This window comes from Cellulomonas pakistanensis (assembly GCF_016862755.1).
Taxonomy (GTDB): Bacteria; Actinomycetota; Actinomycetes; order Actinomycetales; family Cellulomonadaceae; genus Cellulomonas; species Cellulomonas pakistanensis.
This window is the reverse complement of the sequence record NZ_BONO01000020.1, coordinates 1-23,803: the sequence shown is the minus strand read 5'-3', so window position 1 is coordinate 23,803 and position 23,803 is coordinate 1. Positions and strand designations below refer to the sequence as shown.

General features: G+C 76.8%; 17 protein-coding genes. 6 read left to right on the top strand and 11 right to left on the bottom strand.

All coding sequences use genetic code 11. The features are described from left to right. Positions 1–2: 2 nt before the first annotated feature. From Cpa01nite_RS13100 to Cpa01nite_RS13090, 3 genes are all read left to right on the top strand, one after another. On the top strand, positions 3–881 hold the full coding sequence (locus Cpa01nite_RS13100; RefSeq protein WP_203669200.1) for a glutamate ABC transporter substrate-binding protein: 879 nt from the start codon (positions 3–5) through the stop codon (positions 879–881). A gap of 116 nt (positions 882–997) precedes the next feature. Further along, positions 998–1,648, top strand: a complete 651-nt coding sequence (locus Cpa01nite_RS13095) for an amino acid ABC transporter permease (protein ID WP_203669199.1) — start codon at positions 998–1,000, stop codon at positions 1,646–1,648. Further along, positions 1,645–2,538 carry an amino acid ABC transporter permease gene (locus tag Cpa01nite_RS13090; RefSeq protein WP_203669198.1) on the top strand — a complete coding sequence of 298 codons (894 nt, stop codon included), beginning with the start codon at positions 1,645–1,647 and terminating at the stop codon, positions 2,536–2,538. Before Cpa01nite_RS13095 ends, Cpa01nite_RS13090 begins: the two co-directional genes overlap by 4 nt. A 250-nt stretch (positions 2,539–2,788) precedes the next feature. Here Cpa01nite_RS13090 and rny read toward each other — a convergent pair whose 3' ends face one another. The 7 genes from rny to Cpa01nite_RS13055 form a co-directional block, all read right to left on the bottom strand. Then, on the bottom strand, positions 2,789–4,381 hold the full coding sequence (rny, locus tag Cpa01nite_RS13085; protein ID WP_203669197.1) for a ribonuclease Y: 1,593 nt from the start codon (positions 4,379–4,381) through the stop codon (positions 2,789–2,791). Between the two features lie 233 nt (positions 4,382–4,614). Further along, positions 4,615–6,060: a RecX family transcriptional regulator gene (locus tag Cpa01nite_RS18700; protein ID WP_239068761.1), complete on the bottom strand. Its 1,446-nt coding sequence runs from the start codon at positions 6,058–6,060 to the stop codon at positions 4,615–4,617. Beyond that, positions 6,060–7,100, bottom strand: a complete 1,041-nt coding sequence (gene recA, locus Cpa01nite_RS13075; protein WP_203669196.1) for a recombinase RecA — start codon at positions 7,098–7,100, stop codon at positions 6,060–6,062. The genes Cpa01nite_RS18700 and recA overlap by 1 nt, the downstream gene beginning before the upstream one ends. A gap of 271 nt (positions 7,101–7,371) precedes the next feature. Continuing rightward, on the bottom strand, positions 7,372–8,205 hold the full coding sequence (locus Cpa01nite_RS13070; RefSeq protein WP_239068760.1) for an MBL fold metallo-hydrolase: 834 nt from the start codon (positions 8,203–8,205) through the stop codon (positions 7,372–7,374). Further along, a complete protein-coding gene (locus Cpa01nite_RS13065; protein ID WP_239068759.1) occupies positions 8,202–10,358 on the bottom strand; it encodes an alkaline phosphatase family protein in 2,157 nt (718 codons plus the stop codon). Before Cpa01nite_RS13065 ends, Cpa01nite_RS13070 begins: the two co-directional genes overlap by 4 nt. 65 nt (positions 10,359–10,423) lie before the next feature. Further along, entirely contained in the window at positions 10,424–10,657 is a 234-nt protein-coding gene (locus Cpa01nite_RS13060; protein ID WP_203669194.1) for a DUF3046 domain-containing protein, read from the bottom strand. A gap of 75 nt (positions 10,658–10,732) precedes the next feature. Then, positions 10,733–11,203, bottom strand: coding sequence for a hypothetical protein (locus Cpa01nite_RS13055; RefSeq protein WP_203669193.1), 471 nt, complete (start codon positions 11,201–11,203; stop codon positions 10,733–10,735). 110 nt (positions 11,204–11,313) lie between these two features. Between Cpa01nite_RS13055 and Cpa01nite_RS13050 the strand changes: the two genes are divergently transcribed. Both Cpa01nite_RS13050 and Cpa01nite_RS13045 read left to right on the top strand, forming a co-directional pair. After that, on the top strand, positions 11,314–16,392 hold the full coding sequence (locus tag Cpa01nite_RS13050; protein WP_203669192.1) for an Lhr family helicase: 5,079 nt from the start codon (positions 11,314–11,316) through the stop codon (positions 16,390–16,392). A 69-nt stretch (positions 16,393–16,461) separates the two neighbouring features. Continuing rightward, the gene (locus Cpa01nite_RS13045; RefSeq protein ID WP_203669191.1) at positions 16,462–17,271 is read left to right on the top strand and encodes an Fpg/Nei family DNA glycosylase; all 810 of its coding nucleotides are present in this window, start codon (positions 16,462–16,464) and stop codon (positions 17,269–17,271) included. A 241-nt stretch (positions 17,272–17,512) separates the two neighbouring features. Here the strand turns inward: Cpa01nite_RS13045 and Cpa01nite_RS13040 are convergent, their stop codons facing one another. The 4 genes from Cpa01nite_RS13040 to Cpa01nite_RS13025 form a co-directional block, all read right to left on the bottom strand. After that, positions 17,513–17,848, bottom strand: coding sequence for a helix-turn-helix domain-containing protein (locus tag Cpa01nite_RS13040; RefSeq protein WP_203669190.1), 336 nt, complete (start codon positions 17,846–17,848; stop codon positions 17,513–17,515). A gap of 215 nt (positions 17,849–18,063) precedes the next feature. Continuing rightward, a complete protein-coding gene (locus Cpa01nite_RS13035; protein WP_373307414.1) occupies positions 18,064–18,669 on the bottom strand; it encodes a CinA family protein in 606 nt (201 codons plus the stop codon). Next, entirely contained in the window at positions 18,666–19,301 is a 636-nt protein-coding gene (gene pgsA / locus Cpa01nite_RS13030) for a CDP-diacylglycerol--glycerol-3-phosphate 3-phosphatidyltransferase (RefSeq protein WP_203669189.1), read from the bottom strand. Before pgsA ends, Cpa01nite_RS13035 begins: the two co-directional genes overlap by 4 nt. A gap of 82 nt (positions 19,302–19,383) precedes the next feature. Further along, positions 19,384–22,164, bottom strand: coding sequence for an FtsK/SpoIIIE family DNA translocase (locus Cpa01nite_RS13025; protein ID WP_203669188.1), 2,781 nt, complete (start codon positions 22,162–22,164; stop codon positions 19,384–19,386). A gap of 323 nt (positions 22,165–22,487) precedes the next feature. Here Cpa01nite_RS13025 and Cpa01nite_RS13020 point away from each other — a divergent pair, with 323 nt between their 5' ends. Then, positions 22,488–23,657, top strand: coding sequence for a DNA glycosylase AlkZ-like family protein (locus tag Cpa01nite_RS13020; protein ID WP_203669187.1), 1,170 nt, complete (start codon positions 22,488–22,490; stop codon positions 23,655–23,657). Positions 23,658–23,803 lie beyond the last annotated feature (146 nt).

Here is a 23,803-nt window from a genome sequence, read left to right as displayed (position 1 = left end):
ACATGAGAACCCGCACCGCAGGACCCATCGCCCTGGCCGCTGCCGCCGTCCTCACGCTCGCCGCCTGCGGCGGGTCCGACGACGGCGACGAGGGCTCGGCGCCCGAGGTCTCCGACGTCGACGCGTCCTCGTTCCCCGAGGGCTCGACGATGGCGGAGCTGGCGGAGGCCGGCGAGATCACCATCGGCACCAAGTTCGACCAGCCGCTGTTCGGCCTCGTCGGCCCGGACGGGACCCCCGAGGGCTTCGACGTCGAGATCGGCAAGATCATCGCCGGCGCCCTCGGCATCCCCGAGGACGGCATCACCTGGACCGAGACCGTCTCGGCCAACCGCGAGTCGTTCATCCAGTCCGGCCAGGTCGACCTCGTCATCGCGACGTACACGATCAACGACGAGCGCAAGGAGGTCGTGTCGTTCGCGGGCCCGTACTACGAGGCCGGCCAGTCGATCCTGACGCTCGCCGACAACGAGGACATCCAGAGCGAGGAGGACCTCGCCGGCAAGAAGGTCTGCACCGTCGCCGGGTCCACCCCCGAGGCGAACCTGCTGGAGAACTTCCCCGACACCGAGGTCGTGCCGTTCGGCGCGTACTCCGACTGCCTCGAGCCGCTGCGCGGCGGGCAGGTCGACGCGATCAGCACCGACAACGTCATCCTCGCCGGCTTCGCGGCCGACGACCCGGCGTTCGAGGTCCGCGGCGAACCGTTCACCGAGGAGCCCTACGGCATCGGCCTCGCGCTGGACGACACCGAGTTCCGCAACTGGATCAACGACACCCTCGAGGCCAGCTACGAGGACGGCACCTGGACCGAGGCCTGGGAGAGCACCGCGGGCACCGTGCTGCCGACCCCGGAGCCCCCGGCCGTCGACCGGTACTGACCCCCTCGGCGCCCGGCCCCGCGCGTGCTGCGCGGGGCCGGGCGCCGCACCGCCGTCGCGCCCCCGCGCGCCGCCCGGCGCCCGGCGCCGCCCGCCCCTGACCCGAAGGACCCTGCGTGGACCTCTTCGCCGACAACCTGCCGGCCTACCTCAGCGGCTTCGTCGTCACGCTGCAGCTCACCGCCCTGTCCGGGGCGTTCGCCCTCGTCTGGGGCACCGTGCTGGCCGCCATGCGCGTCTCCCCCGTGGCGACCCTGCGCGGCATCGCCGTGACGTACGTCGAGCTGCTCCGCAACACCCCGCTCACGCTGGTGTTCTTCTTCCTCGTGTTCGTCGCCCCGCAGTTCGGGGTGCTGCCCCCGCTCGGCTTCTGGACCGCCGTCATCGCGCTCTCCGCCTACACCTCGGCGTTCGTGGCCGAGGCCGTCCGGTCCGGCATCAACGCCGTGCCGCTCGGCCAGGCCGAGGCCGCGCGCGCCATCGGGCTCACGTTCGGCCAGACGCTCGGGCTGGTCGTGCTGCCGCAGGCCGTCCGGTCGGTGATCCCGCCGCTGATCAACGTGCTCATCGCGCTGACCAAGAACACCTCCGTGGCCGCCGGCTTCGCCGTGGTCGAGCTGCTCGCCGCGGGCCGCCGCATCGCGCTCGCCAACCCGTCGGAGGCCATGCTCGCGCTGGCCGGCGTCGGCGTCTTCTACCTGATCATCACGATCCCGGCCGGCCTGCTCGCCGGGGTCCTCGAGCGGAAGGTGGCGTTCGCCCGATGAGCTCCGTCCTGTACGACGAGCCCGGCCCGGTCGCGCGCCGCCGGGAGCGGATCGGCTCCGTCATCGGCGCCGTGCTGATCATCGCCCTGCTCGCGCTCGCCTTCCGGTACGCCGACCAGCGCGGCCTGTTCGGCGCCGACCGCTGGGACGTCCTGTACGACCCGCCGAAGAACCAGTCCGTCGAGGACGTCTGGCGCTCGATGATCGTCGTCGGCCTCGGCGCCACCCTGCGCGCCGCCGTGGTCGCCGCGCCGCTCGCGCTCGTGCTCGGCCTGCTCCTCGCCATGTGGCGCACGACGAGCATCGCCTGGCTGCGTGCCCCCGCGACCGCCGTCATCGAGCTGTTCCGCGGCCTGCCCGTCCTGCTCATGATGCTGTTCGGCCTGCTCGGCTTCGGCTGGGACGCGTTCTCGTCGGTCGTGTTCGGCCTGACCGTCTACAACATGGCGATCATCGCCGAGATCCTGCGCGCCGGGCTGGCGTCGCTGCCGAAGGGGCAGACCGAGGCGGCCTACGCCATCGGCCTGTCGCGCTGGCAGACGCTGCTGCTCGTGCAGCTCCCGCAGGCCGTGCGGACGATGCTCCCGAGCCTCATCGCGCAGCTCGTGGTGCTGCTCAAGGACTCGTCGCTCGGCTTCATCGTCGGGTACCCCGAGCTGCTCCGCGCCATGCAGACCAACGCGCAGTACTTCGGGCAGAAGTACTACGTCGCCCTGTTCGTGCTCGGGGCCGGGATCTACCTGATCGTCAACATCTCGCTGACCCGCCTGGCCGTGTGGCTGCAGCGCCGGGGCGGGGCGAAGACGTCCGGGAAGGTCGCCCGCGACGCGACGCTGCCCCCGGTGGGCGGCCCGGGTGGCGCGGCGGCCGGCGCCGGCGGCACGGTCTGACCGACGCGGCGATCCGGAGCCGATCCGCAGGGGGCCGGGCGCCCCACAGCGCCGAGATAGGGCCGTTCCGCCGAGGTAGGACCATCCAGGGCCCTACCTCGGCGGGACGGCCCTATCTCGGCGTCGGTGTGCCCCGAGGACGCCTGGCTGCGCGCCGCCACACCTCGGCGACAGCGGTGCACCGGCGGGCTGCGCGGGCGGTGCAGGCGAAACGTCTGCCGACCGTCCCGCGTCAGCGGGCCGCGGCGCGTCAGCCCGCGGTGGCGCTCGCGCGGACCTCGCGGACGACCGTCACCTTGATCTCGCCCGGGTAGGACAGGTCCTGCTCGATGTGCCGGGCGATCTCGACCGCGAGCCGGCCGATCTCGGTGTCCGGCACCTGGCTCGGCTCGACGACGACCCGCATCTCCCGACCCGCGGCCATGGCCAGCGCGCGCCGCACGCCGGCGTGGCTCGCGACGAGCTCCTCCAGCGCCTCGAGCCGCTCCACGTGCTGGTCGGTGTCCTCGCGGCGGGCGCCGGGGCGCGCGGCGGACATCGCGTCGGCGACCTGCACGAGCACGGCCTCGACCGTCTCGGCAGGCACCTCGTCGTGGTGCGCGGCGATGCCGTTGACCACGGCCGCCGACTCGCCGTGCCGGGCGGCGAGGGCCGCGCCGACCTGGGCGTGCGTTCCGGGCACCTCGCCGGTCAGCGCCTTGCCGAGGTCGTGCAGCAGGGCCGCGCGGCGCGCGACGTCGACGTCGGCGCCGATCTCACCCGCGACCTGCGCCGCGACGAGCGCGGACTCCACGAGGTGCTCCAGGACGTTCTGGCCGAACGACGTGCGCAGTCGCAGCCGCCCCAGCACGCGCACGAGCTCCGGGTCCAGCCCACGCACCCCGGCGCGCTCGGCGGCGGCGTGCCCGGCCTCGTCGGACCGGTCGTCGGCCCCGGCGAGCGCCTCGGCGTACGCCGCCTCGATGCGCTGCGGGTTGATCCGGCCGTCCGCCATCAGGGCCTCGAGCGCGACCTGGGCGACCTCGCGGCGGTCCGGGTCGAAGCAGGACAGCACGACGGTGTCGGGGGTCTCGTCGACGAGGACGTTCACGCCGGTCAGCGCCTCGAACAGCCGGATGTTCCGGCCCTCCTTGCCGATGATCCGGCCCTTCATCTCGTCGGACGGCAGCGGCAGCAGCGTCACGGCGCTCTGGCTGCTGGTCGCGACGGCGGCGCGCTGGGCCGCGGTGGCGAGCACCCGGCGGACGCGGGCGTCGGCCGTGCGCCTCGCCTGGGCCTCGATCCGGCGGACCGACGCGGACGCGCTGGTGGCGGCCTCGGCGGTGAGCTGCCGGAGCAGCTCGGCGCGGGCCTCGTCGGCCGTGAGCCCCGACGTGGCCTCCAGCCGCTCGGTGGCCTCGCGCTCGGCCGCGGCGAGGCGCTCGGCGGCGCGGCGCTCGGCCTCGGCGGTCTGCTCGGCGGCGGTCCGCTGCGCGTCCGCGAGGACCTGGGTGGCCTCCCGCTCGGCCGCGGCGACCCGCTCCCCGGCGGCCGACGCGGCGGTCGCGGCCTGCTCGGCGGCCCGGCGGCGCAGCTCCGCGGCGGCGTCCTCGGCGGACCGTGCGGCACGCTCCCGCTCCGTCGCGGTGCGCTCGGCCGCGGCGGCGCTCTCCTCGCGCTCGACGGCGCGGGCCTCGCGGCGCTGGGCGTCGGCGAGCGCGGTCCGGGCCTCGTCACGGATGTCTCGCACGTCCTCCTGGGCCTGCCGGCGCACGGCCGCGGCCTCCCGCCGGGCGAGCAGCACGAGCACGAGCGCGACCAGGCAGGCGGCGAGCAGCCCCACGATGATCGCCACGTCCTGCATGCGTCCCACGCTCCCGGTCTCGAGGTCCAGCTGTGCTCGCGCCGGGGCGCGCGGTGCGCGCGACCCGGCCCTCTCGACGCGGCCGCACGGGTCCCCGGCACGCCGCCGATCCGGCGCGCGGGTCGGCGCCGACGCGAGAGACCCCATTCTCACCCATCGCGGGGCCGGGACCGGCGAGGTCGCGGCCGCGGCGGGTTGCCCCACCCGGCCGACCCGCCCGCACCGGGTGGTCGTCAGCCGACGGCGTCGTCGGCGGCCTCGGCGTCGAGCTCCTCCCGGACCACCCGGGACACCAGGGACCCGCCGTAGCCGCGGCGGCCGAGCGCGCCGTACGCCCGGCGCAGCCGGACCTCGCGGTCGAGCCCGCGGGTGGCGCGCAGCTTCTTGCGGGCGAGCGCGCGGGCGGCCTGCTCCTCGTCCGCGTCGTCCACCTGCTCGAGCGCCTCGCGGGCGATCTCGTCGTCCACGCCCTTCCGGCGGAGCTCCATCGCGAGCGCCCGGCGCGACATGCCGCGCTCGGCGTGCCGGCTGCGGACCAGGATCTCGGCGTAGGCGGCGTCGTCGACCAGGCCGACCTCGGTGAACCGGTCGAGCACCCGGTCGGCCACGTCGTCGGGCACGTCGCGCCTGGCCATCGCCTCGGCCAGCTGAGCGCGGCTGCGGGGCGCGGCGGTCAGCTGGCGCAGGGCGATGGCGCGGGCGACGGACTCGGGATCGGGCTCGGCGTCCGCGGCGGCCGCCCCGGCCGCGGGCGGCTCCGACGCGGGCGCGCGGCGGCGGCCCGGCGTGACGCGGCGGGCGCGGGACGCGCCACGGGAGCTGCGCGGCTCGTCCGCGGCGTCGTGGTCCGACGCCATGTCGGCGTCCGCAGCGCTCTGGTCCGCCGCTCGCTCGGCGTCCGCCGCGCGGTGGCCCGGCATCGGCGCGGCGCCGGCAGCGCGGTCGTCCGGCATCGGCGCCGCGTCGGCGGCCTCGCGGCCCGGCCCCTTGCCGGCGCCAAAGCCCCCGGACCGGCCGCTGCCCGTGCGCGCGACGATCTCGGCCAGGCGCGCGGCCACCGCCGCCACCTCGGGCGACTGCTCGGCGGACGCGCGGTCGCCGGAGCCGGTGGAACGGCCCCCGCCGGCGCGCGCCCGAGCGGGACGCGTCCGCGGCTCGTCCGGGTCGACGACGACGCCGTCGTCCTGGTCGCTCCCCTCGGCGGACCGGCGACGCCTCCCGGCCGTCGACGGTCGCGCGCGCCCGGCGGAGCCACGTCCCCTGCGCGGGGCCGACGACTCGACGTCGCCGTCGCCCCACGCCTCCTTGGGGTCGGGGTCGGCATCCGCCCGAGGTGTGGCCCGGGCGCCCGCGCGTCGCGCGAACGCCGAGGCCGACGGCTCGTCGCTCGAGACCGACGCGCGCACCGACGCCGCGTCGGTCCATCCGGACGCGGGCGCCGACGCGTCGTCGTCCCACACCGACGCGGGCGCCGACGCGTCGTCGTCCCACACCGACGCAGGCGCGGCCGAGTCGTCGTCCCACACCGAGGCCGACGACTCCGCATCCCCCGCCCAGGCGGACGAGTCGGCGTCGGACCGGTCGTCCCACGCCGACTCACCCGTCGAGCGGGTGTCGAGCCACGCCGAGTCGCCCCCGGCCGCCGCGGGTCCGGCGGCCGGGTCGTGCCGGGTCGACATCAGAAGTCGACCTTCACCTCCGCGCCGGCGGGCGCGTCGACCTTGGCACCGATGCCGAGCTTCTCGAGGATCTTCTTCTCGATCTCCACGGCGAGGTCCGGGTTGTCGCGCAGGAACCCGCGCGCGTTCTCCTTGCCCTGGCCGAGCTGGTCGCCCTCGTAGGTGAACCAGGAGCCGGACTTCCGGATGAACCCGTGCTCGACGCCCATGTCGATGAGGCCGCCCTCGCGGGAGATGCCGACGCCGTACAGGATGTCGAACTCGGCCTGCTTGAAGGGCGGGGCCATCTTGTTCTTGACGATCTTCACGCGGGTCCGGTTGCCGACCGCGTCCGTGCCCTCCTTGAGGGTCTCGATGCGGCGGATGTCCATGCGGACCGACGCGTAGAACTTGAGCGCCTTGCCACCGGTGGTGGTCTCGGGCGACCCGAAGAACACGCCGATCTTCTCGCGCAGCTGGTTGATGAAGATCGCGGTGGTGCCGGACGCGTTGAGCGCACCGGTGATCTTGCGGAGCGCCTGGGACATGAGGCGGGCCTGGAGACCGACGTGGCTGTCGCCCATCTCGCCCTCGATCTCGGCCTTCGGCACCAGGGCCGCGACGGAGTCGATGACGATGATGTCGATCGCGCCGGAGCGGATCAGCATGTCCATGATCTCGAGCGCCTGCTCACCGGTGTCCGGCTGGGACACGAGCAGGGCGTCGGTGTCGACGCCGAGCTTCTTGGCGTAGTCCGGGTCGAGCGCGTGCTCCGCGTCGATGAACGCGGCGATGCCGCCCTGGCGCTGGGCGTTGGCCACGGCGTGCAGCGCGACGGTGGTCTTACCGGAGGACTCGGGGCCGTAGATCTCGACGATGCGGCCCTTCGGCAGGCCGCCGATGCCGAGCGCGACGTCGAGGGCGACGGAGCCGGTCGGGATGACCTCGACCGGGGCGCGACCGTCGTCGCCGAGACGCATGATCGAGCCCTTGCCGAACTGGCGGTCGATCTGGCTGAGGGCGGCCTCGAGAGCCTTCTCGCGGTCCTGGGGTGCGGGCATGGTGTTCCACCTCGTGCGTCTCGTGCAGCCTCGCGCTGCGCCGGCAGGGCTGGTCTCGTGTGTGTGGCGACGACGCTATGCCCGACCACCGACATGGACCCCGGCCCCGTCCACAGCCCGCGCCGCACGCCCCTCCTGGGGACGCACCGTCGGACCGCGCCCGGACCCGTGGCGCGCCATCGCGGACCACTCTACCGAACACATGTTCGACCGACTGCGCACCGACACGCCGCGGCGCGTCGCGCACCGACCCCGCCCGCGTGCCCGCGCCTCACGCCTCGTCGGGCGCCTCCGCCACCCGCTCCACCGCCGCGCCCGGCTCCCCCAGCCGGACCGCTTCGCCCGGCGCCAGCAGCACCGGCTCGACCTGCGCCCGCCGCCCGAGCGCCCGCGCGAACGCGGGCCCCGCCCGGTCCATCCACCCCGGTGGCAGCCGCCGCTGCGCCGGCGGATGCAGCGTGCCCCAGTGCACCGGCAGGGCCCACCGCGCCCCGATCGCCTCGCACACCGCCGCCGCCTGGCGCGGGTCCATGTGCCCGCCGGACAGCCGCGGCCCCCAGCCGCCGACCGGCACCATCGCCAGGTCGATCGGCCCGCCCGCGAGCTCGGGCAGCCGGCGCATGTGCGGGTACGGCGCGGTGTCGCCGGCGAACCACGCGCGCAGCCCGGGCGCGACGACCAGGAAGCCGTGGGCCGCGTTCGGCCGGTGCGGCATCGGCCGGTGCCCGTGCTCGGCCGGGACGGGCCGGACGCGCACGACCGAGCCCGGGACCGTCCACCACTCCTCCGCCCCGAGCCCGACCGCCCGGAGCCCTTGCCGCGCGAGCCAGTGCGCGTTCGCGCGGCCCGCCAGCACCGGCGCGTCGCCCAGCAGCCGCAGCGAGCCGACCTCCGCGTGGTCGTGGTGCAGGTGGGAGACCAGCACCACGTCGGGGGCCGCCCAGTGCTCGGGGTGCGGCGCCGGCGCGCGCCGCCGGAGCAGCCCCGCGTGCGGGCGCAGCAGCGGGTCCGTGACGACCCGCGCCCCGCCGACGTCGAGCACCACCGTGGCGTGGCCGATCCAGCGCAGCGTCGCCCCGGCGCCGCTCGGGTCCGCCGCGGTCACGGGGACCCGCCCGCCGGCCGGCCCGTGTCCACGTCGGCCGCCGCCCGCTCGGCCGCCGTCGTCCGCAGCCCGAGCGCGGTGGCCCAGCGCAGCAGCTGCTCGTGCACCCGGTCGGCGCCGACGGGCATCCGGACGCCGTCGACGTCGGCCAGCAGGTCGTCGTCCACCGCGAGGTCGGCCGGGTGCAGGAGCACGGCGAGGTTCTGCGCGCCGCCGAGCCCGCCGTGCGAGCCGACCTGCTCCTCGAAGGCGTGCACGTGCCCCTCGGGCGTGACGTCGGACAGCAGCACGAGGTCGCCGACCTCCGCGAGCCGCCCCAGCCGCCGGAGGTCGTCGGTCGCCTGCGCGCCGTACCGCGCGAGCGGGTCCACGCCGTCGACCGCGGCACCGTCGTCGCCCGCCTCCAGCCACGCCACGCCGCCGGGGCCGACCGCCATCAGCCCCCGCGCCGCGGTGTCGACGACGACCAGCCCCACGCCCGGCGTCCCGGCGAGCCCGCGGACCAGCCCCGGCCAGCGCGCCTCGACCTCTTCGAGCACCAGCCGCCGCCCGGCGCGCGGGAACCAGACCATGCCGAGGTTGCCCGACCCGGTCACGGCGACGTCCGGCGCGGCGGCGCCGTCGGCCTCGGGCCGCACGTCTCCTCCGTCGCGCCGCTCGCGCCCCTGCGGGCCCAGCACGACCGACCGGTCGCCGCGCCCCGCCGACGCCGAGCTGAGGAACGCGTTGAGCGGCCCCCACTCCTCGTCCGTCCCCGCCTGCACCGCGTCGACCCCCGGCTCCGCCATCAGCCGCCGCACGACGTCGACCAGGGTCCGGCCGGTGACCTGCTCGAAGGTCGCGCCGAGCGACTGCCCGTGGTCCGAGAGCACGACGACGCGGTAGTCCCGCGGGGCCGCGGCGGTGACCCGCACCAGCGTGTCCAGCACCCGGTCCAGGCCCTCGAGCGCGCGCATCGCCTCGGGCCGCGTCGGCCCGGCGTGGTGCGCGATCTCGTCGTAGTCCACGAGGTCGACGAACACGACCGGCGCGCCGCGCACCAGCTGCTCGGCGACGACCGACGTGGCCAGGTCCCGCAGCAGCACGTTCGTGACGCCCCGCAGGACGACGTACCAGCCGCGCCGTGGCACCCGCGGCCGCACGTCGCGCACCCGCTGCCGCCGGCCCTGGTACAGCTCCTTGACCATCTCGCCGACGGTCAGCGTCACGGCGCGGGCGAGCACGAACGGGCTGGCGAAGAACCGCAGGTACGACGTGCCCGGGCCGATGCCGCGCCGCGCCTGGCTCATCACGAGGTGCTGGCGCTCCGCGTCTCCGGAGAACATCGTCGCGACCGCCGCGCCGCCGTCGGCGAGCAGCCCCCGGCCGTCGGACAGCCGGCGCTCGACCAGCGCGGCGTCGTCGGGGTGGTTCGTCACCACGAGCCGGCCCGCCTCGCGGTCCCACCAGCGGAACGAGCAGATCGCGTCCGCGGCGCCGTGCAGCAGCCCCGCCTGGCTCGCGGGGGTCGTCGAGGGCGCCTGCGCCCACCAGGTGCGCAGCGTGTGCGTGCCGTCGGCCGTCCAGCGCGCCATCGTCGGCGCGAGCCCGGCGTCCACGGCCTGCGCGAGCACCGGGGCGGCGACCCCGTCGAGCTGCACGACGAGCAGGCCCGGCGGCCGGTCGTCCGGGACGGCGCCGCCGCCCTCGCCGGCGCGCCGCGCGTGCGCGCGAGCGCGGCGCAGCACGTCGCCGACCACGTAGTCCGAGTCGGAGGCGCCCCACACCCAGCGCCCCGCCGCCATGACGACCCCGGAGATGACGAGCACCTGCACGACGCCCCACGCGTTCGCGACCTGCAGGCCGGGCAGCATCGTCAGCGCCAGCCAGGCGACCAGCACCTGCGCGCCCAGCCCGGCCAGCAGCGCCCCCATGGCGCCGCCGACCCGCGCCAGCAGGCGCAGCGGGGGCCGCAGCACGAGGTCCCCGACCGCGACAGCGAGCGCCGCGAGCAGCACCGACCCGGGGTTGGTGGCGCTGACGCCGTCGACGACCGCGATCGCGATCCCCAGGCCGACGGCGGTGGTGACCAGCCCCAGCAGCGCGTCGCCGACGTCGCTGAGCGTGACCGTCCACCAGCGCGGCGGCGGGCGGTGCGGGTCGGCGGGCGACACGTCGCCCAGCCTGCCACGCGGCGGCGCACGGAGGGACGCCCGTCGCGGGTGGTGCGGTGCGGGCGTCAGCGGCGCGGGGGCGCCTGGCGGTACCTGTCGTCGCCCCATCGCTGCGCGTCGGGGATGTCCAGCTCGTCGCACAGCGCGTGCCACACGTCGCGCGGGTCGATGCCGGCGTCGAGCGCCTGCTCCGGGGTGCGGTCGCCCAGCCGCTGCAGGACCAGCTCGCGGGTGAGGACGCGGCCGTGGGCGCTGCCGAGCACCTCGTCGACCAGCTGCCAGAACTCCCGGTACCGCACTGCGTTCCCCTCCCCGACCGTCCGTGGACCAGCGAGCGTACGCGCGACACGGCTCCGGTGGTCAGTCGGCCACGGTCAGTCGTCCGCCACCGGCCGCGACATCAGCCACGCCGACACCGGCTGCGTCGCCGTGATCTGCGCGCGGTAGGTCCGCGCCGCGTCCCCCTCGCCGACCCGCACCTCGAGGTCCGACGGGGCCGGGCTGTCGAGGAAGATGGCGACCAGGTTGCCGAGGAACCCGCGCACCCGCGGCCGCCGCCGCGCCCCGCCGCCGAGCAGCGCCTCGACGACCGCCACGGTGTCCCGGCGCGGGACGTCCAGGTACGCCCCGTTCTCGACCTCGACCTCGTCGTGGCCGTCGCGGTGCAGGTGCACCTCGAGGTCCGGCGTCCCGGCGAGCACCACCACCAGCGCGGCGTGGCCGGCGCCCTGGGCGTCGTCCTCCCAGGGGTCCGCCTCCGGCACCGGCGCGGGCGCCCGGCCGTGGCGCGCCCCGGCCTCCCACAGCGCCCGGACCACGGCCTGCGTCGCGTCGTCGATCGGCATGCCCCGATCCTGCCGCGCGCGACCCGCCCCGCGCAGCCGTTCGCGGGGAGCGCAGCCGCGGACCCGCAGGTGAGGGCGCGCGTGTCGGTGCCCCGCGACAGAATGGCGCGGTGACACCCTCCCCGACCGCCGGCGGCCCGACCGGCGCCGACGTCCTCGGGCGGTTCTCCGAGCCCACGCAGGACTGGTTCCGCGGCGCCTTCGCCGAGCCGACCGCCGCGCAGGCGGGGGCCTGGGACGCGGTGTCGACCGGGCGGCACGCGCTCGTCGTCGCCCCGACCGGGTCCGGCAAGACGCTCGCCGCGTTCCTGTGGGCTCTCGACCGCATCACCGCCGAGCCGGTCGACGCCGAGGCCGACCCGCTGCAGCGGTGCCGGGTGCTGTACGTGTCGCCGCTCAAGGCGCTCGCCACGGACGTCGAGCGCAACCTGCGCTCGCCGCTGGTCGGCGTCCGGCAGGCCGCGACCCGCCGCGGGCTGACGCTGCCCGACGTGCAGGTCGGCGTCCGCACCGGCGACACCCCGCCGAACGAGCGGCGCCAGTTCGCGACGAAGCCGCCGGACATCCTCATCACGACGCCGGAGTCGCTGTTCCTCGTCCTGACCTCCGGCGCCCGCGCCGGGCTGTCGGGGGTGCGCACGGTCATCCTCGACGAGATCCACGCCGTCGCCGGCACCAAGCGCGGCGCGCACCTAGCCGTGTCCCTCGAGCGCCTGGACGCGCTGCTCGACCGCCCCGACGGCCCCGGCCCCGCCCAGCGCATCGGCCTGTCGGCGACCGTGACGCCGGTCGACCGGGTCGCGGCGTTCCTCGGCGGCGGCCGCGCGCCCGCGGACGGCGGTCGCGAGGTGGTCGTGGTGCAGCCGCCGTCGACCAAGGAGATCCGGGTCGACGTCGTCGTGCCCGTGCCCGACCTCACCGACCTCGGCGCGCCGCTGCCCGACGACGGCAGGGCTCGCGCGCCGAAGCCGGTGGTCGACGACGAGCTGCCGCCCCTCGCGCCCGGCGAGGCCGACCTCACCGGGCAGGCCGCCGGGTCCGGCGCGCCGCGCCCGTCGATCTGGCCGCACGTCGAGGAGCGGGTCGTCGACCTGGTCGCCGACCACCGGTCGACGCTGGTGTTCACGAACTCCCGCCGCGGCGCCGAGCGGCTCACCGCCCGCATGAACGAGGTGTGGGCCGAGCGGCAGGGCGAGGAGGTGCCCGACCCGTCGACGCTGTGGGCCGCGCAGGTGACCGCGCAGTCGGGCACCGCCGTCGGCGTCGACGCCCGGGACGCGGACACGATCATCGCCCGCGCCCACCACGGGTCGATGAGCCGCGCGGAGCGCACCCGCACCGAGTCGGAGCTCAAGGCCGGCCGGCTGCCCGCGGTGGTCGCGACCAGCTCGCTCGAGCTGGGCATCGACATGGGCGCGGTCGACCTCGTGGTGCAGGTGGGCGCGCCCCCGTCCGCGGCCAGCGGGCTGCAGCGCATCGGCCGCGCGGGCCACCAGGTCGGCGCGGTGTCGCACGGCGTGGTGTTCCCGACCTTCCGCGGCGACCTCGTGCCCGCGGCCGTCACGGCGCTGCGGATGCGCGCCGGGCAGATCGAGCCGCTGCACGTGCTCACCAACCCGCTCGACGTGCTCGCGCAGCAGGTCGTCGCGATGGTCGCCACCGAGGACTGGACGGTCGCGGACCTGGCGGCCGTCGTGCGGCGGTCGGCCCCGTTCGCGACGCTCGGCGACGCCACGCTGCGCGCGGTGCTCGACATGCTCGCCGGCCGGTACCCGAGCGAGGAGTTCGCCGAGCTGCGCCCGCGCATCCTGTGGGACCGCGCGACCGACGTGCTGAGCGCCCGCCCCGGAGCCCTGCGGCTCGCCGTCACCAGCGGCGGCACCATCCCCGACCGTGGCCTGTACGGCGTGTTCCTCGCGTCCGGCTCCGAGACGGCGGACGTGCCGGTCGACCCCGAGCGGTCCGGCGGCCGCACCCGCGGTGGCAAGCGGGTCGGCGAGCTGGACGAGGAGATGGTCTACGAGTCCCGGGTCGGCGACACGTTCACGCTCGGGTCCAGCACCTGGCGGATCGAGGACATCACCCCCGACCGCGTGCTGGTGACCCCGGCGCCGGGCGTCCCGGGGCGGCTGCCGTTCTGGAAGGGCGACTCCCAGGGCCGGCCCGCGTCGCTCGGCCGCGCGATGGGCGCCTGGTCCCGCGAGGTCGCCGACCTGCCCGACGCCGACGCGCGGGAGCGGGTCGCCGCCGCCGGGCTCGACCCGTGGGCCGCGGACAACCTGCTCGGGTACCTGCGGGAGCAGCGGGACGCGACCGGCGTGCTGCCCAGCGACGTCACCGTCGTCGTCGAGCGGTTCCGCGACGAGCTCGGCGACTGGCGCGTCGTCGTGCACTCCCCGTTCGGCGCCCGGGTGCACGCGCCGTGGGCCCTCGTGCTGGGTGCGCGGCTGCGCGAGCGGTTCGGCGTCGACGCCGCCGCCATGCACGCCGACGACGGCATCGTGCTGCGCCTGCCGGACATGCTCGCGGCGACCGCCGACCCGGTCGGCGACCTGCTCGGCTGGACCGCGCCCGACTCCTGGTCGGCCGACGGCTCGCCGTCGAGCCCGGGCGGCCTCACCGACGCCGCGCCCGTCGACGCGACCGACCTGCTGATCGAGCCCGACGAGGTCGCCGACGCCGTCCGCGAGGAGCTCGGCGCCTCCGCGATGTTCGGCGCCCGGTTCCGCGAGGCCGCCGCCCGCGCGCTGCTGCTCCCCCGCCGCCGGCCCGACCGCCGGCAGCCGCTCTGGCAGCAGCGGCAGCGGTCGGCGCAGCTGCTCAGCGTCGCGTCCCGGTACCCCGACTTCCCGATCCTGCTCGAGGCGGTGCGCGAGTGCCTGCAGGACGACTTCGACATCGACGCGCTCGTCGAGCTCATGCGCGACGTGTCCGCCGGGCGGGTGCGGGTCGTCGAGGTCACCACCACCCGGCCGTCGCCGTTCGCCCAGTCGCTGCTGTTCGGCTACACCGCGCAGTTCCTCTACGACGGCGACGCCCCGCTGGCCGAGCGCCGCGCCGCCGCGCTGACCCTCGACCCGACGCTGCTGGACGAGCTGCTCGGGGGTGGCGGCGGGTCGCAGATCGCCGACCTGCTCGACCCCGACGCCGTCGTCCGCACCGAGGCCGAGCTCACGGCCACCGACCCGGATCGGCAGGCGCGCACCGCCGAGCAGGTGGCGGACGTGCTGCGCCGGCACGGGCCGCTGCCGCTCGTCGGCGTCGAGGCCCGCACCCGCGAGGACGTGCGCGGCGAGGTCGCCGGCTGGCTCGCCGACCTCGAGCACGCGCGGCGGATCATCCGGGTGCGCGTCTCCGGGCTGCCGCCGGCCGACGCCGAGCAGTGGGCCGCCGTCGAGGACGCGGGGCGCCTGCGCGACGCGCTGGGCGTGGCCCTCCCGGTCGGCGTGCCCGAGGTGTTCACCGAGGTGCTGCCCGACCCGCTCGGCGACCTCGTGCGCCGGCACGCCCGCACGCACGGGCCGTTCACGGCGGCGCAGGTCGCAGCCCGGTTCGGGCTCGGCACCGCCGTCGTGCAGGCCGCGCTGCGCCCCCTGGAGCGGGCGGGCGTGATCGTGCAGGGGCGGCTGCGCCCGGACGCGCTCGGCGGGGTCGGCGACGAGTACTGCGACGCCGACGTGCTGCGCACGCTGCGCCGGCGGTCGCTGGCCGCGCTGCGGTCCGAGGTCGAGCCCGTGCCGCAGGTGGCGCTCGGCCGGTTCCAGCCGTCCTGGCAGCACGCGATCGGCCGGTCCGCCCCGGGCGCGCTGCGCGGCGTCGACGGGCTCGCGCGCGCCGTCGAGCAGCTCGCGGGTGCCGTCGTGCCCGCGTCCGCGCTGGAGTCGCTGGTGCTGCCCGCCCGCGTGCCGGACTACAGCCCGGCGCTGCTCGACGAGCTCACCGCCTCCGGCGAGGTGCTGTGGGCCGGGCACGGCACGCTGCCCGGCAAGGACGGGCTGGTCAGCCTGCACCTCGCCGCGACCGCCGACCTGACGCTGCCGCTGCTCACCCCGCCCGGCTCCGAGCCGGCGCCCGCGCCCGAGCACCTGGACACGCCGCTCCACCGCGCGCTGGTCGAGGCGCTGCGCGGCGGCGGGGCGTACTTCGTCGGCGCGCTCGGCCCCCGCGTGGCCGAGACGCTGCCCGACTCTCCCCCGTCGCAGGCCGCCCTGGTCGACGCGCTGTGGGACCTGGTGTGGGCGGGGCTCGTGACGAACGACGGGCTGGCGCCGCTGCGCGCCCGGCTGGCCGGCGGGAGGACGACGCACAAGACGACAGCGTCGGCGCCGCCGTCCCGGGCCCGGCAGCTCACGATGGGCGGCGGCCGGTTCGGCGGGCGGCCGAGCCTGCGCGGGAGCGGGCTCGGCCTGCGCGGTGCCGGGCTCGCCGGCGGCGGGCTGGGCGGTCTCGGCGGCGGGCTCGCGACCGCGGCCGGCGAGGCGGGCGGCCGATGGTCGATGCTGCCGCTGCGCGAGCAGGACCCCACGCGCCGCGCGCACGCCCTGGCCGCGCAGCTGCTCGACCGGCACGGCGTGCTGACCCGCGCGGTCGCGCCGGCCGAGGGCGTCGCCGGGCAGTTCGCCCCCGTGTACCGGGTGCTCGCGGCGCTGGAGCAGCAGGGGCAGGTCCGGCGCGGGTACTTCGTCGAGCACCTCGGCGGGTCGCAGTTCGCGCTGCCCGGGGCCGTCGACCAGCTCCGCGCGGAGGCCCGGCAGATCGAGCGGATCGCCGAGCAGTCCGTGCCCGCGGACGCCGACCGGGCCGTCGTCCTGCTCGCCGCCACCGACCCGGCGAACCCGTACGGCGCCGCGCTGGCCTGGCCGGTCCGCGCGGACGCCCCCACCGGGCACCGTCCGGGCCGGAAGGCGGGCGCGGTGGTCGTGCTCGTCGACGGCGTGCTGGCGCTCTACCTGGAGCGCGGCGGGCGGACGGTGCTGACCTTCACCGAGGACGAGACCGTGCTGCGGCTCGCGACCGCGCGACTGGCGGAGACCGTGCGCGAGGGACGGCTCGGCCGGGTCACGCTCGTGCGCGCCGACGGCGAGGAGCTGCTGACCGGCGGGCTGGAGTCGACGGCGCTCGGACGTGCGCTGGCGCTGGCGGACTTCGCGCCGACGCCGCGGGGCATCCGGCTGCGGAGCGCGCGGTGAGGCGGTCGCCCGGTCGCGCGGTCGTGCCGGGAGGCGGGGTCGCCCGCAGCGCCGGGAAGGTGACCGCCGGTGCCTGAGGGCGACATCCTCGCCCGCACCGCCCGCCGGCTCGACGAGGCCCTCGCGGGTCGCGTGCTCGTGCGCAGCGACCTGCGCTGGCCCACCGCCGCCACCGTCGACCTGGTCGGCCGCACCGTCCTCGGCACGAAGCCGTACGGCAAGCACCTGCTCACCCGGTTCGACGACGGCCGCACCCTGCACACCCACCTGCGGATGGACGGGTCCTGGCGGATCGCCCGCACCGGCTCCCCCGGCGCCCGGGCCGGCGCACCGCACGTGCGCGCGGTGCTGGCGAACGAGACCTGGACCGCCGTCGGCGAGCTGATCGGGATGCTCGACGTGGTGCCGACCCGCGACGAGCACACCCTCATCGGCCACCTCGGGCCGGACCTGCTGGCCGACGACTTCGAGGCGGCCGGCATCCCCGAGGTGCTGCGCCGGTGGGCCGCGCGCGGGTCCACCCCGGTGTGCGAGGTGCTGCTCGACCAGACCGTCGTCGCCGGCATCGGCACGATCTACATGGCCGACTCCCTGTTCCTCGAGAAGATCTGGCCCTGGACCCCGGCCGACGAGGTCGCCGACCCCGTCCGGCTGCTCCGCGTCGCCCGGGCGATCATGCAGCGCTCGGTCGGGTCGTCGTCGCCGTCCACGACGGGCGAGGTGTACCGCGGCCGCGAGACCTGGGTGCACGGGCGGCTCAAGGAGCCGTGCCGACGGTGCGGCGCGCCGGTGCGCCGCGGGCTCGCGGGCCACCCGCCGACGGAGCGGCCGGCGTACTTCTGCGGCGTCTGCCAGCGCCCGCCGACGCCCGCGGCCTGACCCCCGCGCGCCGCTCGCCCACGCGTGTCCGTGCCGGTGATCCACTCGGCCCGGACGACGAGGGACCAGGGACGAGTGGACGATCCGGCCCGACACGCCGGTGCGTGTCGGGCCGGATCCTCCACTCGAGCCCGGTCACCCGCCGATCAACCGGCCGCCGGACGCGACGACGCCCGGCCTCCCGCCGAGCGAAGGGCGGGACGACCGGGCGTCGTCGGTGTCTGGGGTGGGTCCCCCGCGGTCAGCCGACCGGGGTGAGCTCCGGGCGTCGGCGCCAGGTGCTGTCCTGACCGGCCAGGGCCGAAGCCAGGTCGACCGGGACGGTGTCGGGGATCAGCAGACCCTCGGCGACGGCGATGCGGTCGCTCACCTCGCGCAGCACGAGCGACATGGGCACGTCGAGCGCCTCGCAGATGCTCGCGAGCAGCTCCGACGACGCCTCCTTCTGACCCCGCTCGACCTCGCTGAGGTAACCCAGCGACACCCGGGCGGCGGAGGACACCTCGCGCAGGGTGCGTCCCTGCCGCTGGCGGGCATCCCGCAGCACGTCACCGATCTCTCGGCGCAACACGACCATCTGGCGTCCCCCTCTCTGGTCCCGATCCTGCTCCTGCCGCGCCGTCTGCTGACCCGCAGCAGCGGGCCGGACGACGGCGGCACCCTTGTGGCCCCGCGTGGGGAGGCTCCCACCGTACAGTGCGGCGCCCTGACGGGCAGCGCCGGGACGGCTGGTGGGCCTGGTGTTCATCACGATCTACACAACGCCCGCACGGCCCCGGGTGTTCCCGGGCGTCAGCGGGCGCCGTCGCCGGCCACCGCGGACAGCGCCTCCCGGAGGACCGCGTCGCAGGTGGCGGCCCGGATCGCGTCCCGGTCCCCTTCCAGCGCGAGGGTGCGCACCACGGTGCGCTCGGGGGTCGCGACGGCGACGTGCACGGTCCCGGGTGAATGTCCGTCCTGCTGGTCCGGTCCAGCGACCCCGGTGGTCGCGAGGCCGACGTCGGAGCCCACGACGCCGCGCACGCGCTCGGCCATCTGGCGCGCCACCTCGGGGTGCACGGCGCCGTGCTCCGCGAGCAGGTCGGCGTCGACGCCGAGCACGGAGCCCTTGACGTCCGTGGCGTAGGCGACGACGCCGCCGCGCAGGGACCGCGAGGCGCCCGGCACGTCCACCAGGGCCGCCGCGACCCGGCCGCCGGTGAGCGACTCGGCGGTGCCCACCGTCCAGCCGCGCCCGCGCAGGGCGGCGAGCAGCGCGTCCGCCGCGGCGTGCGCGTCCGCCGCGCCGTGCGCGTCCGCGACCGCCCCGGGCCGGCCCTCCGCGCCCGCGGGTCCGTCCGCGGCCCGCACGGGCCCGTCCGCGGCCCCCACGGCCGGGTCCGCGGCCCCCGCGGTCACGCCGGGTCGCCGTGCGGGGACGTCGTCCCGGTCGCCGCCGCGTGCCGGGTGGCCTCCACGCCGCCCGCGACGTGCTCCCGGTGCACCCGCACGGCCGTCCGCACGTAGTCGGCGCCGGTGACCAGCGTGACGACGACGGCGGCGCCCATGAGCACGCTGGCGACGACGAGCACCACGGTCGGCAGCTCGGCGAGCGGCAGCAGGAACAGCCCGACGGCGACCGACTGCAGCACGGTCTTGATCTTGCCGCCGCGGGACGCCGGCAGCACGAGGTACTTGAGCAGGAAGAACCGCATCACGGTGATGCCGATCTCCCGGACGAGGATCGCGCCGGTCACCCACCAGCCGAGGTCGCCGATCCAGGACAGCCCGACCAGCGCGGCGCCGATGAGGGCCTTGTCGGCGATCGGGTCGAGCAGCTTGCCGAGGTCCGTGACCAGGCCGAGCCGGCGGGCCAGGTAGCCGTCGAGCCGGTCCGTGGCGGCGGCGAGCGCGAAGATCCCGGCGGCCACCCAGCGCCAGGTCGGGTCGTCCCCGCCGTCGACCAGGAGGGCCCACGCGAAGAACGGCACCACGGCGATGCGCAGCACCGTCACCACGTTGGCGACGTTCAGCGGCGAAGGGCGACTCACCCCCTCAGCCTACGGGCAGACGACGCCGAACCCGACCCGGAGCCGGCCCCGGGGGCACGCCTCGCGGACCGCCCGGCGGGCGTCAGCGCAGGTCGTCGGCGTCGTCGTAGTAGTCGACGGCCTCGGGCGGCTCGCCGGGCATCCGGCCCTCCGGCGCGGCGTACCGGTCGTCGGCCGCGGGCGCGCCGCCGCCGTCGGACGCGGCGCCCGACCCGCCCGGTTCCGGCTCGCCGCGCAGCATCGCCAGCGTCCCCGGCAGGTCGTCGGGCTGCACGAGCACCTCGCGCGCCTTCGACCCCTCGGACGGGCCGACGATCTCGCGGGACTCGAGCAGGTCCATGAGGCGGCCGGCCTTGGCGAACCCGACGCGGAGCTTGCGCTGCAGCATCGAGGTCGAGCCGAACTGCGAGGTGACCACGAGCTCCGCGGCCTGCAGCAGCAGGTCCAGGTCGTCGCCGATGTCCTCGTCCACCTGCTTCTTGGCCACCGTGACGGCGACGTCCTCGCGGTAGACGGGCTTGAGCTGCTGCTTCACGTGCGCCACGACGGCGTGGATCTCCGACTCGGAGACCCAGGCGCCCTGGGTGCGCATCGGCTTCGCCGCGCCCATCGGCAGGAACAGGGCGTCGCCCTGGCCGATCAGCTTCTCGGCGCCGGGCTGGTCGAGCACGACGCGGGAGTCGGTGAGCGACGACGTCGCGAACGCCAGGCGGGACGGCACGTTGGCCTTGATCAGACCGGTGACGACGTCGACCGACGGGCGCTGGGTCGCGAGCACCAGGTGGATGCCGGCGGCGCGCGCGAGCTGGGTGATGCGCTGGATCGACGCCTCGACGTCGCGCGGGGCGACCATCATGAGGTCGGCGAGCTCGTCGACGATCACCAGCAGGTACGGGTACGGCGCGATCTTGCGCTCCGAGCCCGGCAGCGGCTTCACCTTGCCGGCCTTCACCGCGACGTTGAAGTCGTCGATGTGCTTGAAGCCGAACATCGCGAGGTCGTCGTACCGCGCCTCCATCTCCCGCACCACCCACTCGAGGGCCTCGGCGGCCTTCTTCGGGTTGGTGATGATCGGGGTGATGAGGTGCGGGATGCCCTCGTAGATCGTGAGCTCGACGCGCTTGGGGTCGACCAGCACCATGCGCACCTGGTCGGGCGTCGCGCGCATGAGGACCGACACGATCATCGAGTTCACGAACGACGACTTGCCGGCGCCGGTCGCACCCGCGACGAGCATGTGCGGCATCTTCGCCAGGTTCGCCGTGACGTAGCCGCCCTCGACGTCCTTGCCGACGCCGATCACCATCGGGTGCTCGGAGCGCCGGGCCGCGCTGGACCGGAGCACGTCGCCGAGCGACACGGTCTCGCGGTCGGTGTTGGGGATCTCGATGCCGATGGCCGACTTGCCGGGGATCGGCGACAGGATGCGCACGTCCGCCGACGCCACGGCGTAGGCGATGTTCTTGCTGAGCGCCGTGACGCGCTCGACCTTCACGCCCTTGCCGAGCTCGACCTCGTACCGCGTGACGGTCGGGCCGCGCGTGAAGCCGGTGACCTGGGCGTCGATCTCGAAGTTCTCCAGGACGCCGGTCAGCGCCTCGACCACGCGGTCGTTCGCGGCGGAGCGCACCTTGTGCGGCGCGCCCTTCGCCAGCGCGTTCTCGTCCGGCAGCGTGTAGAGCACGTCGCCGCCGAGCATCGGCTGCTCGCCGCGCGGCACGCCGGTCGTGGGCGGGGCCACCGGGTCCGGCCGCTGCGCGGGGACCTCGTCCGCCGCAGTGGCCGCGGGGGTCGCGGTGGCGGCGCCGACCGCCGTCACGGCCTGGGTCGGGGCGGTGCCCGGGGCCGGCAGCTCGTCGTCGGCGACGTCGTCCGGGTCGAGGACCGCGGTCGCGTCCTCCTCGCGGCGCATGCGCTCGACGTAGGCGGCGCGCTCGAAGGCCTCGTCGCCGGCGTACTCGTCGAGGGCGTCGGGGTCCCCGAGGTCGGCCGCCGCGCGCTTCTTGAGCCGGTCCATCAGCTTCCGGCGGGACGGCTTGGCGGGCTCCTCGTCGATCGCCGTGTGGCCGGCGTTGATGACGAGCGGCGCGTCGTCGTCCTCGACGACCTCGTCCTCGCGGTGGTTGCCGGTCAGCCGGTCGTAGACGCCGCGCAGGCGCGGGCCGATCTGGTTGACGGGGGTCGCGGTGACGACCAGCACGCCGAAGAACGCGAGCAGCACCAGCAGCGGCACGGCCGCCCAGGCGGTCACCAGGCTGACGAGCGGCGTGCCGACCAGGTAGCCCACGATGCCGCCGGCGTCCCGGACCGCCTCGAAGCCGCCCGACGGGGCGGGCAGGTCCTGCTGGACGTGCACGAGCGCGCAGGCGGCCAGCGTGATCGCGGTGAGGCCGATGCTGATCCGGGAGTTCGCCTGGTTGCGCTCGGGGTGCCGCATGAGCCGGACCGCGATGCCGACCAGGGCGACCGGGACGGCGACCGCGACGCGGCCGAACGTGCCGGCGACCACGACGTGCACGGCGTCGCCCGCCATGCCGTCCAGGCCCCACCACTCGCGCGCGGCGACGACGATCGCGAGCGCGATCAGGAAGAACGCGGCGCCGTCGCGACGCAGCGCGGGGTCGAGGTCGCGGGCGCCGTGGCCGACCCGGCGCGCGGCGCCGCCGACGACGTGGGCGGCGCCCATCCAGATGCCGCGCACGATGCGGATCGGCAGCGCGGGGCGCGGCGGGGGCGGCGGGGCGGCGTTCTTCGCGGGGCCGCGCGAGCCGGAGCCGGACGCGCGCCCCGCCGGTGCCGCGGTGCGGGCGCGCGACGAGGTCGCTGCCGCACGGGTGGCGGTGGAGGACGGACGGGCGGCCATGATCCTCACGGTAGCCGCCACCCGCGTGCTCGGCCGGGACCCCGCGCCGCCGGGGTGCGTGTCGGTGACGCGCGCCACAGCGTGAGGACAGGACCACCCCCGCTCGCCGGCCTCCGCCGCCCAGGGCGCCGAGCTTGCACTTGTTGCGGGGTTCCGGGCACACGAACCCCGCATCTTCTGCATTCTCGGCGTCAGGGATGGGGCGGGCGGGCGGGCTCGGGTGGGGCGGGCGGGCTCGGGTGGGGCGGGCGGCGGCGCGGCGGAGCCGGCGGCGACCGCGGCGCCCTCGTGACGGCTGCCGCGGCGGGTGGGACGCTCGGGGCATGACCGACCGCGTCACCGCCGACCAGGTCCGCCGGTACCGCGTCCGGGCGCAGCAGCTCGACCGCGCGACCGATCCGGCGCGCGCCGCGACCGACGCCGCCGTGCTCGACGCCGGCGTGCAGGGCACCGGCCCGGACGGGGCGCTGTGGGCGCTCGCGCTGCGCGGCGTGCCGGTGGCCGCGGGCGCCTGGCCCGAGGACCTCGCGGTCGCCTGGAGCGTCCGCGGCGCGCCGCACGCGTACCGCCGCGCCGACCTGCCGGCGGTGCAGCGCGCGCTGCGGCCGTACTCGGACGCGGACGCCGGGAAGCGGATCTACGACGCCGCGAAGCCGCTGCGGGCCGCGGGGATCCGGCCGGTCGACGCCCTCGCCCACGTCGCCCGGACCATGCACGCGGTCGTCGCCGAGCCCACCGGCAAGGGCGCGCTCTCGACGCGGATGACCGCGGAGCTCGACGAGCCGTACCTGCGCTGGTGCCGCGCGTGCGGCGCGACGCACATGTTCGAGATGCCGTTCCGGCTCGGCGCGCTGCACGCCGGGCTGGAGCTCGAGCCGGGCACCTCTCCCCCGGTGCTGCGCCGGGCGCCGGGGTTCCCCGCCGGGCAGGTCGGGGCGGTCGACCGGGACGGGGCGGACGACCGGGACGGGGCGGACGGCGCCGGCGGCGCGGACGCCGCGACCCGGCTCGACCCCGTCCGCAGCGTCCTGCACCTGCTCGGCCCCGCGACCCCGCGGGACGTGGCGGCGTACCTCGACGCGCCCGCGGCGGACGTCAGGCGGCGCTGGCCGGACGACGCGGTGCCGGTCGAGGTCGACGGAACCGCGGCAGCGCTCCTGGCGGACGACCTGCCGGCGCTGCTCGGCGCCGGCGCCCGGGACCGCGAGCCGGTGGTCCGGCTGCTCGGCCCCTACGACCTGTTCCTCCAGGCGCGGGACCGGCACGTGCTCGTCGCCGACCCGGCGCGCGCCAGAGCGCTGTGGCCGGTGCTCGGCCGGCCGGGCGCGGTGCTGGCGGACGGCGCGGTCGTCGGCACCTGGCGCCCGCGCGCGAAGGGGCGGCGCCTCGCGCTCGAGCTCGACCCGTGGGTCCCGTGGGACGCGGGCCTGCGGCGCGCGGTCGCGGAGCAGCACGAGCGCCTGGCGGCCTTCCGCGGCGCCGAGCCCGCCTGACCCCGCACGCCGAGTGTCCACAACGCCGGGCGGCTCGTCCCGGTTCGTCACCCGAGTTCTGGACACTCGACGGCCGACACCCCGCGGCCGCCGGACGCGCGGACGGCCCGGGCGCGCGCACCCCGCGAGGTGCGCGCGCCCGGGCC

Excerpts from the sequence above, each read along its gene's own strand:
- Cpa01nite_RS13100 (WP_203669200.1), top strand. The coding sequence starts at position 3 with ATGAGAACCCGCACCGCAGGACCCATCGCCCTGGCCGCTGCCGCCGTC.
- Cpa01nite_RS13090 (WP_203669198.1), top strand. The coding sequence starts at position 1,645 with ATGAGCTCCGTCCTGTACGACGAGCCCGGCCCGGTCGCGCGCCGCCGG.
- rny (WP_203669197.1), bottom strand. The coding sequence starts at position 4,381 with ATGCAGGACGTGGCGATCATCGTGGGGCTGCTCGCCGCCTGCCTGGTC.
- Cpa01nite_RS18700 (WP_239068761.1), bottom strand. The coding sequence starts at position 6,060 with ATGTCGACCCGGCACGACCCGGCCGCCGGACCCGCGGCGGCCGGGGGC.
- recA (WP_203669196.1), bottom strand. The coding sequence starts at position 7,100 with ATGCCCGCACCCCAGGACCGCGAGAAGGCTCTCGAGGCCGCCCTCAGC.
- Cpa01nite_RS13055 (WP_203669193.1), bottom strand. The coding sequence starts at position 11,203 with ATGCCGATCGACGACGCGACGCAGGCCGTGGTCCGGGCGCTGTGGGAG.
- Cpa01nite_RS13040 (WP_203669190.1), bottom strand. The coding sequence starts at position 17,848 with ATGGTCGTGTTGCGCCGAGAGATCGGTGACGTGCTGCGGGATGCCCGC.
- Cpa01nite_RS13025 (WP_203669188.1), bottom strand. The coding sequence starts at position 22,164 with ATGGCCGCCCGTCCGTCCTCCACCGCCACCCGTGCGGCAGCGACCTCG.
- Cpa01nite_RS13020 (WP_203669187.1), top strand. The coding sequence starts at position 22,488 with ATGACCGACCGCGTCACCGCCGACCAGGTCCGCCGGTACCGCGTCCGG.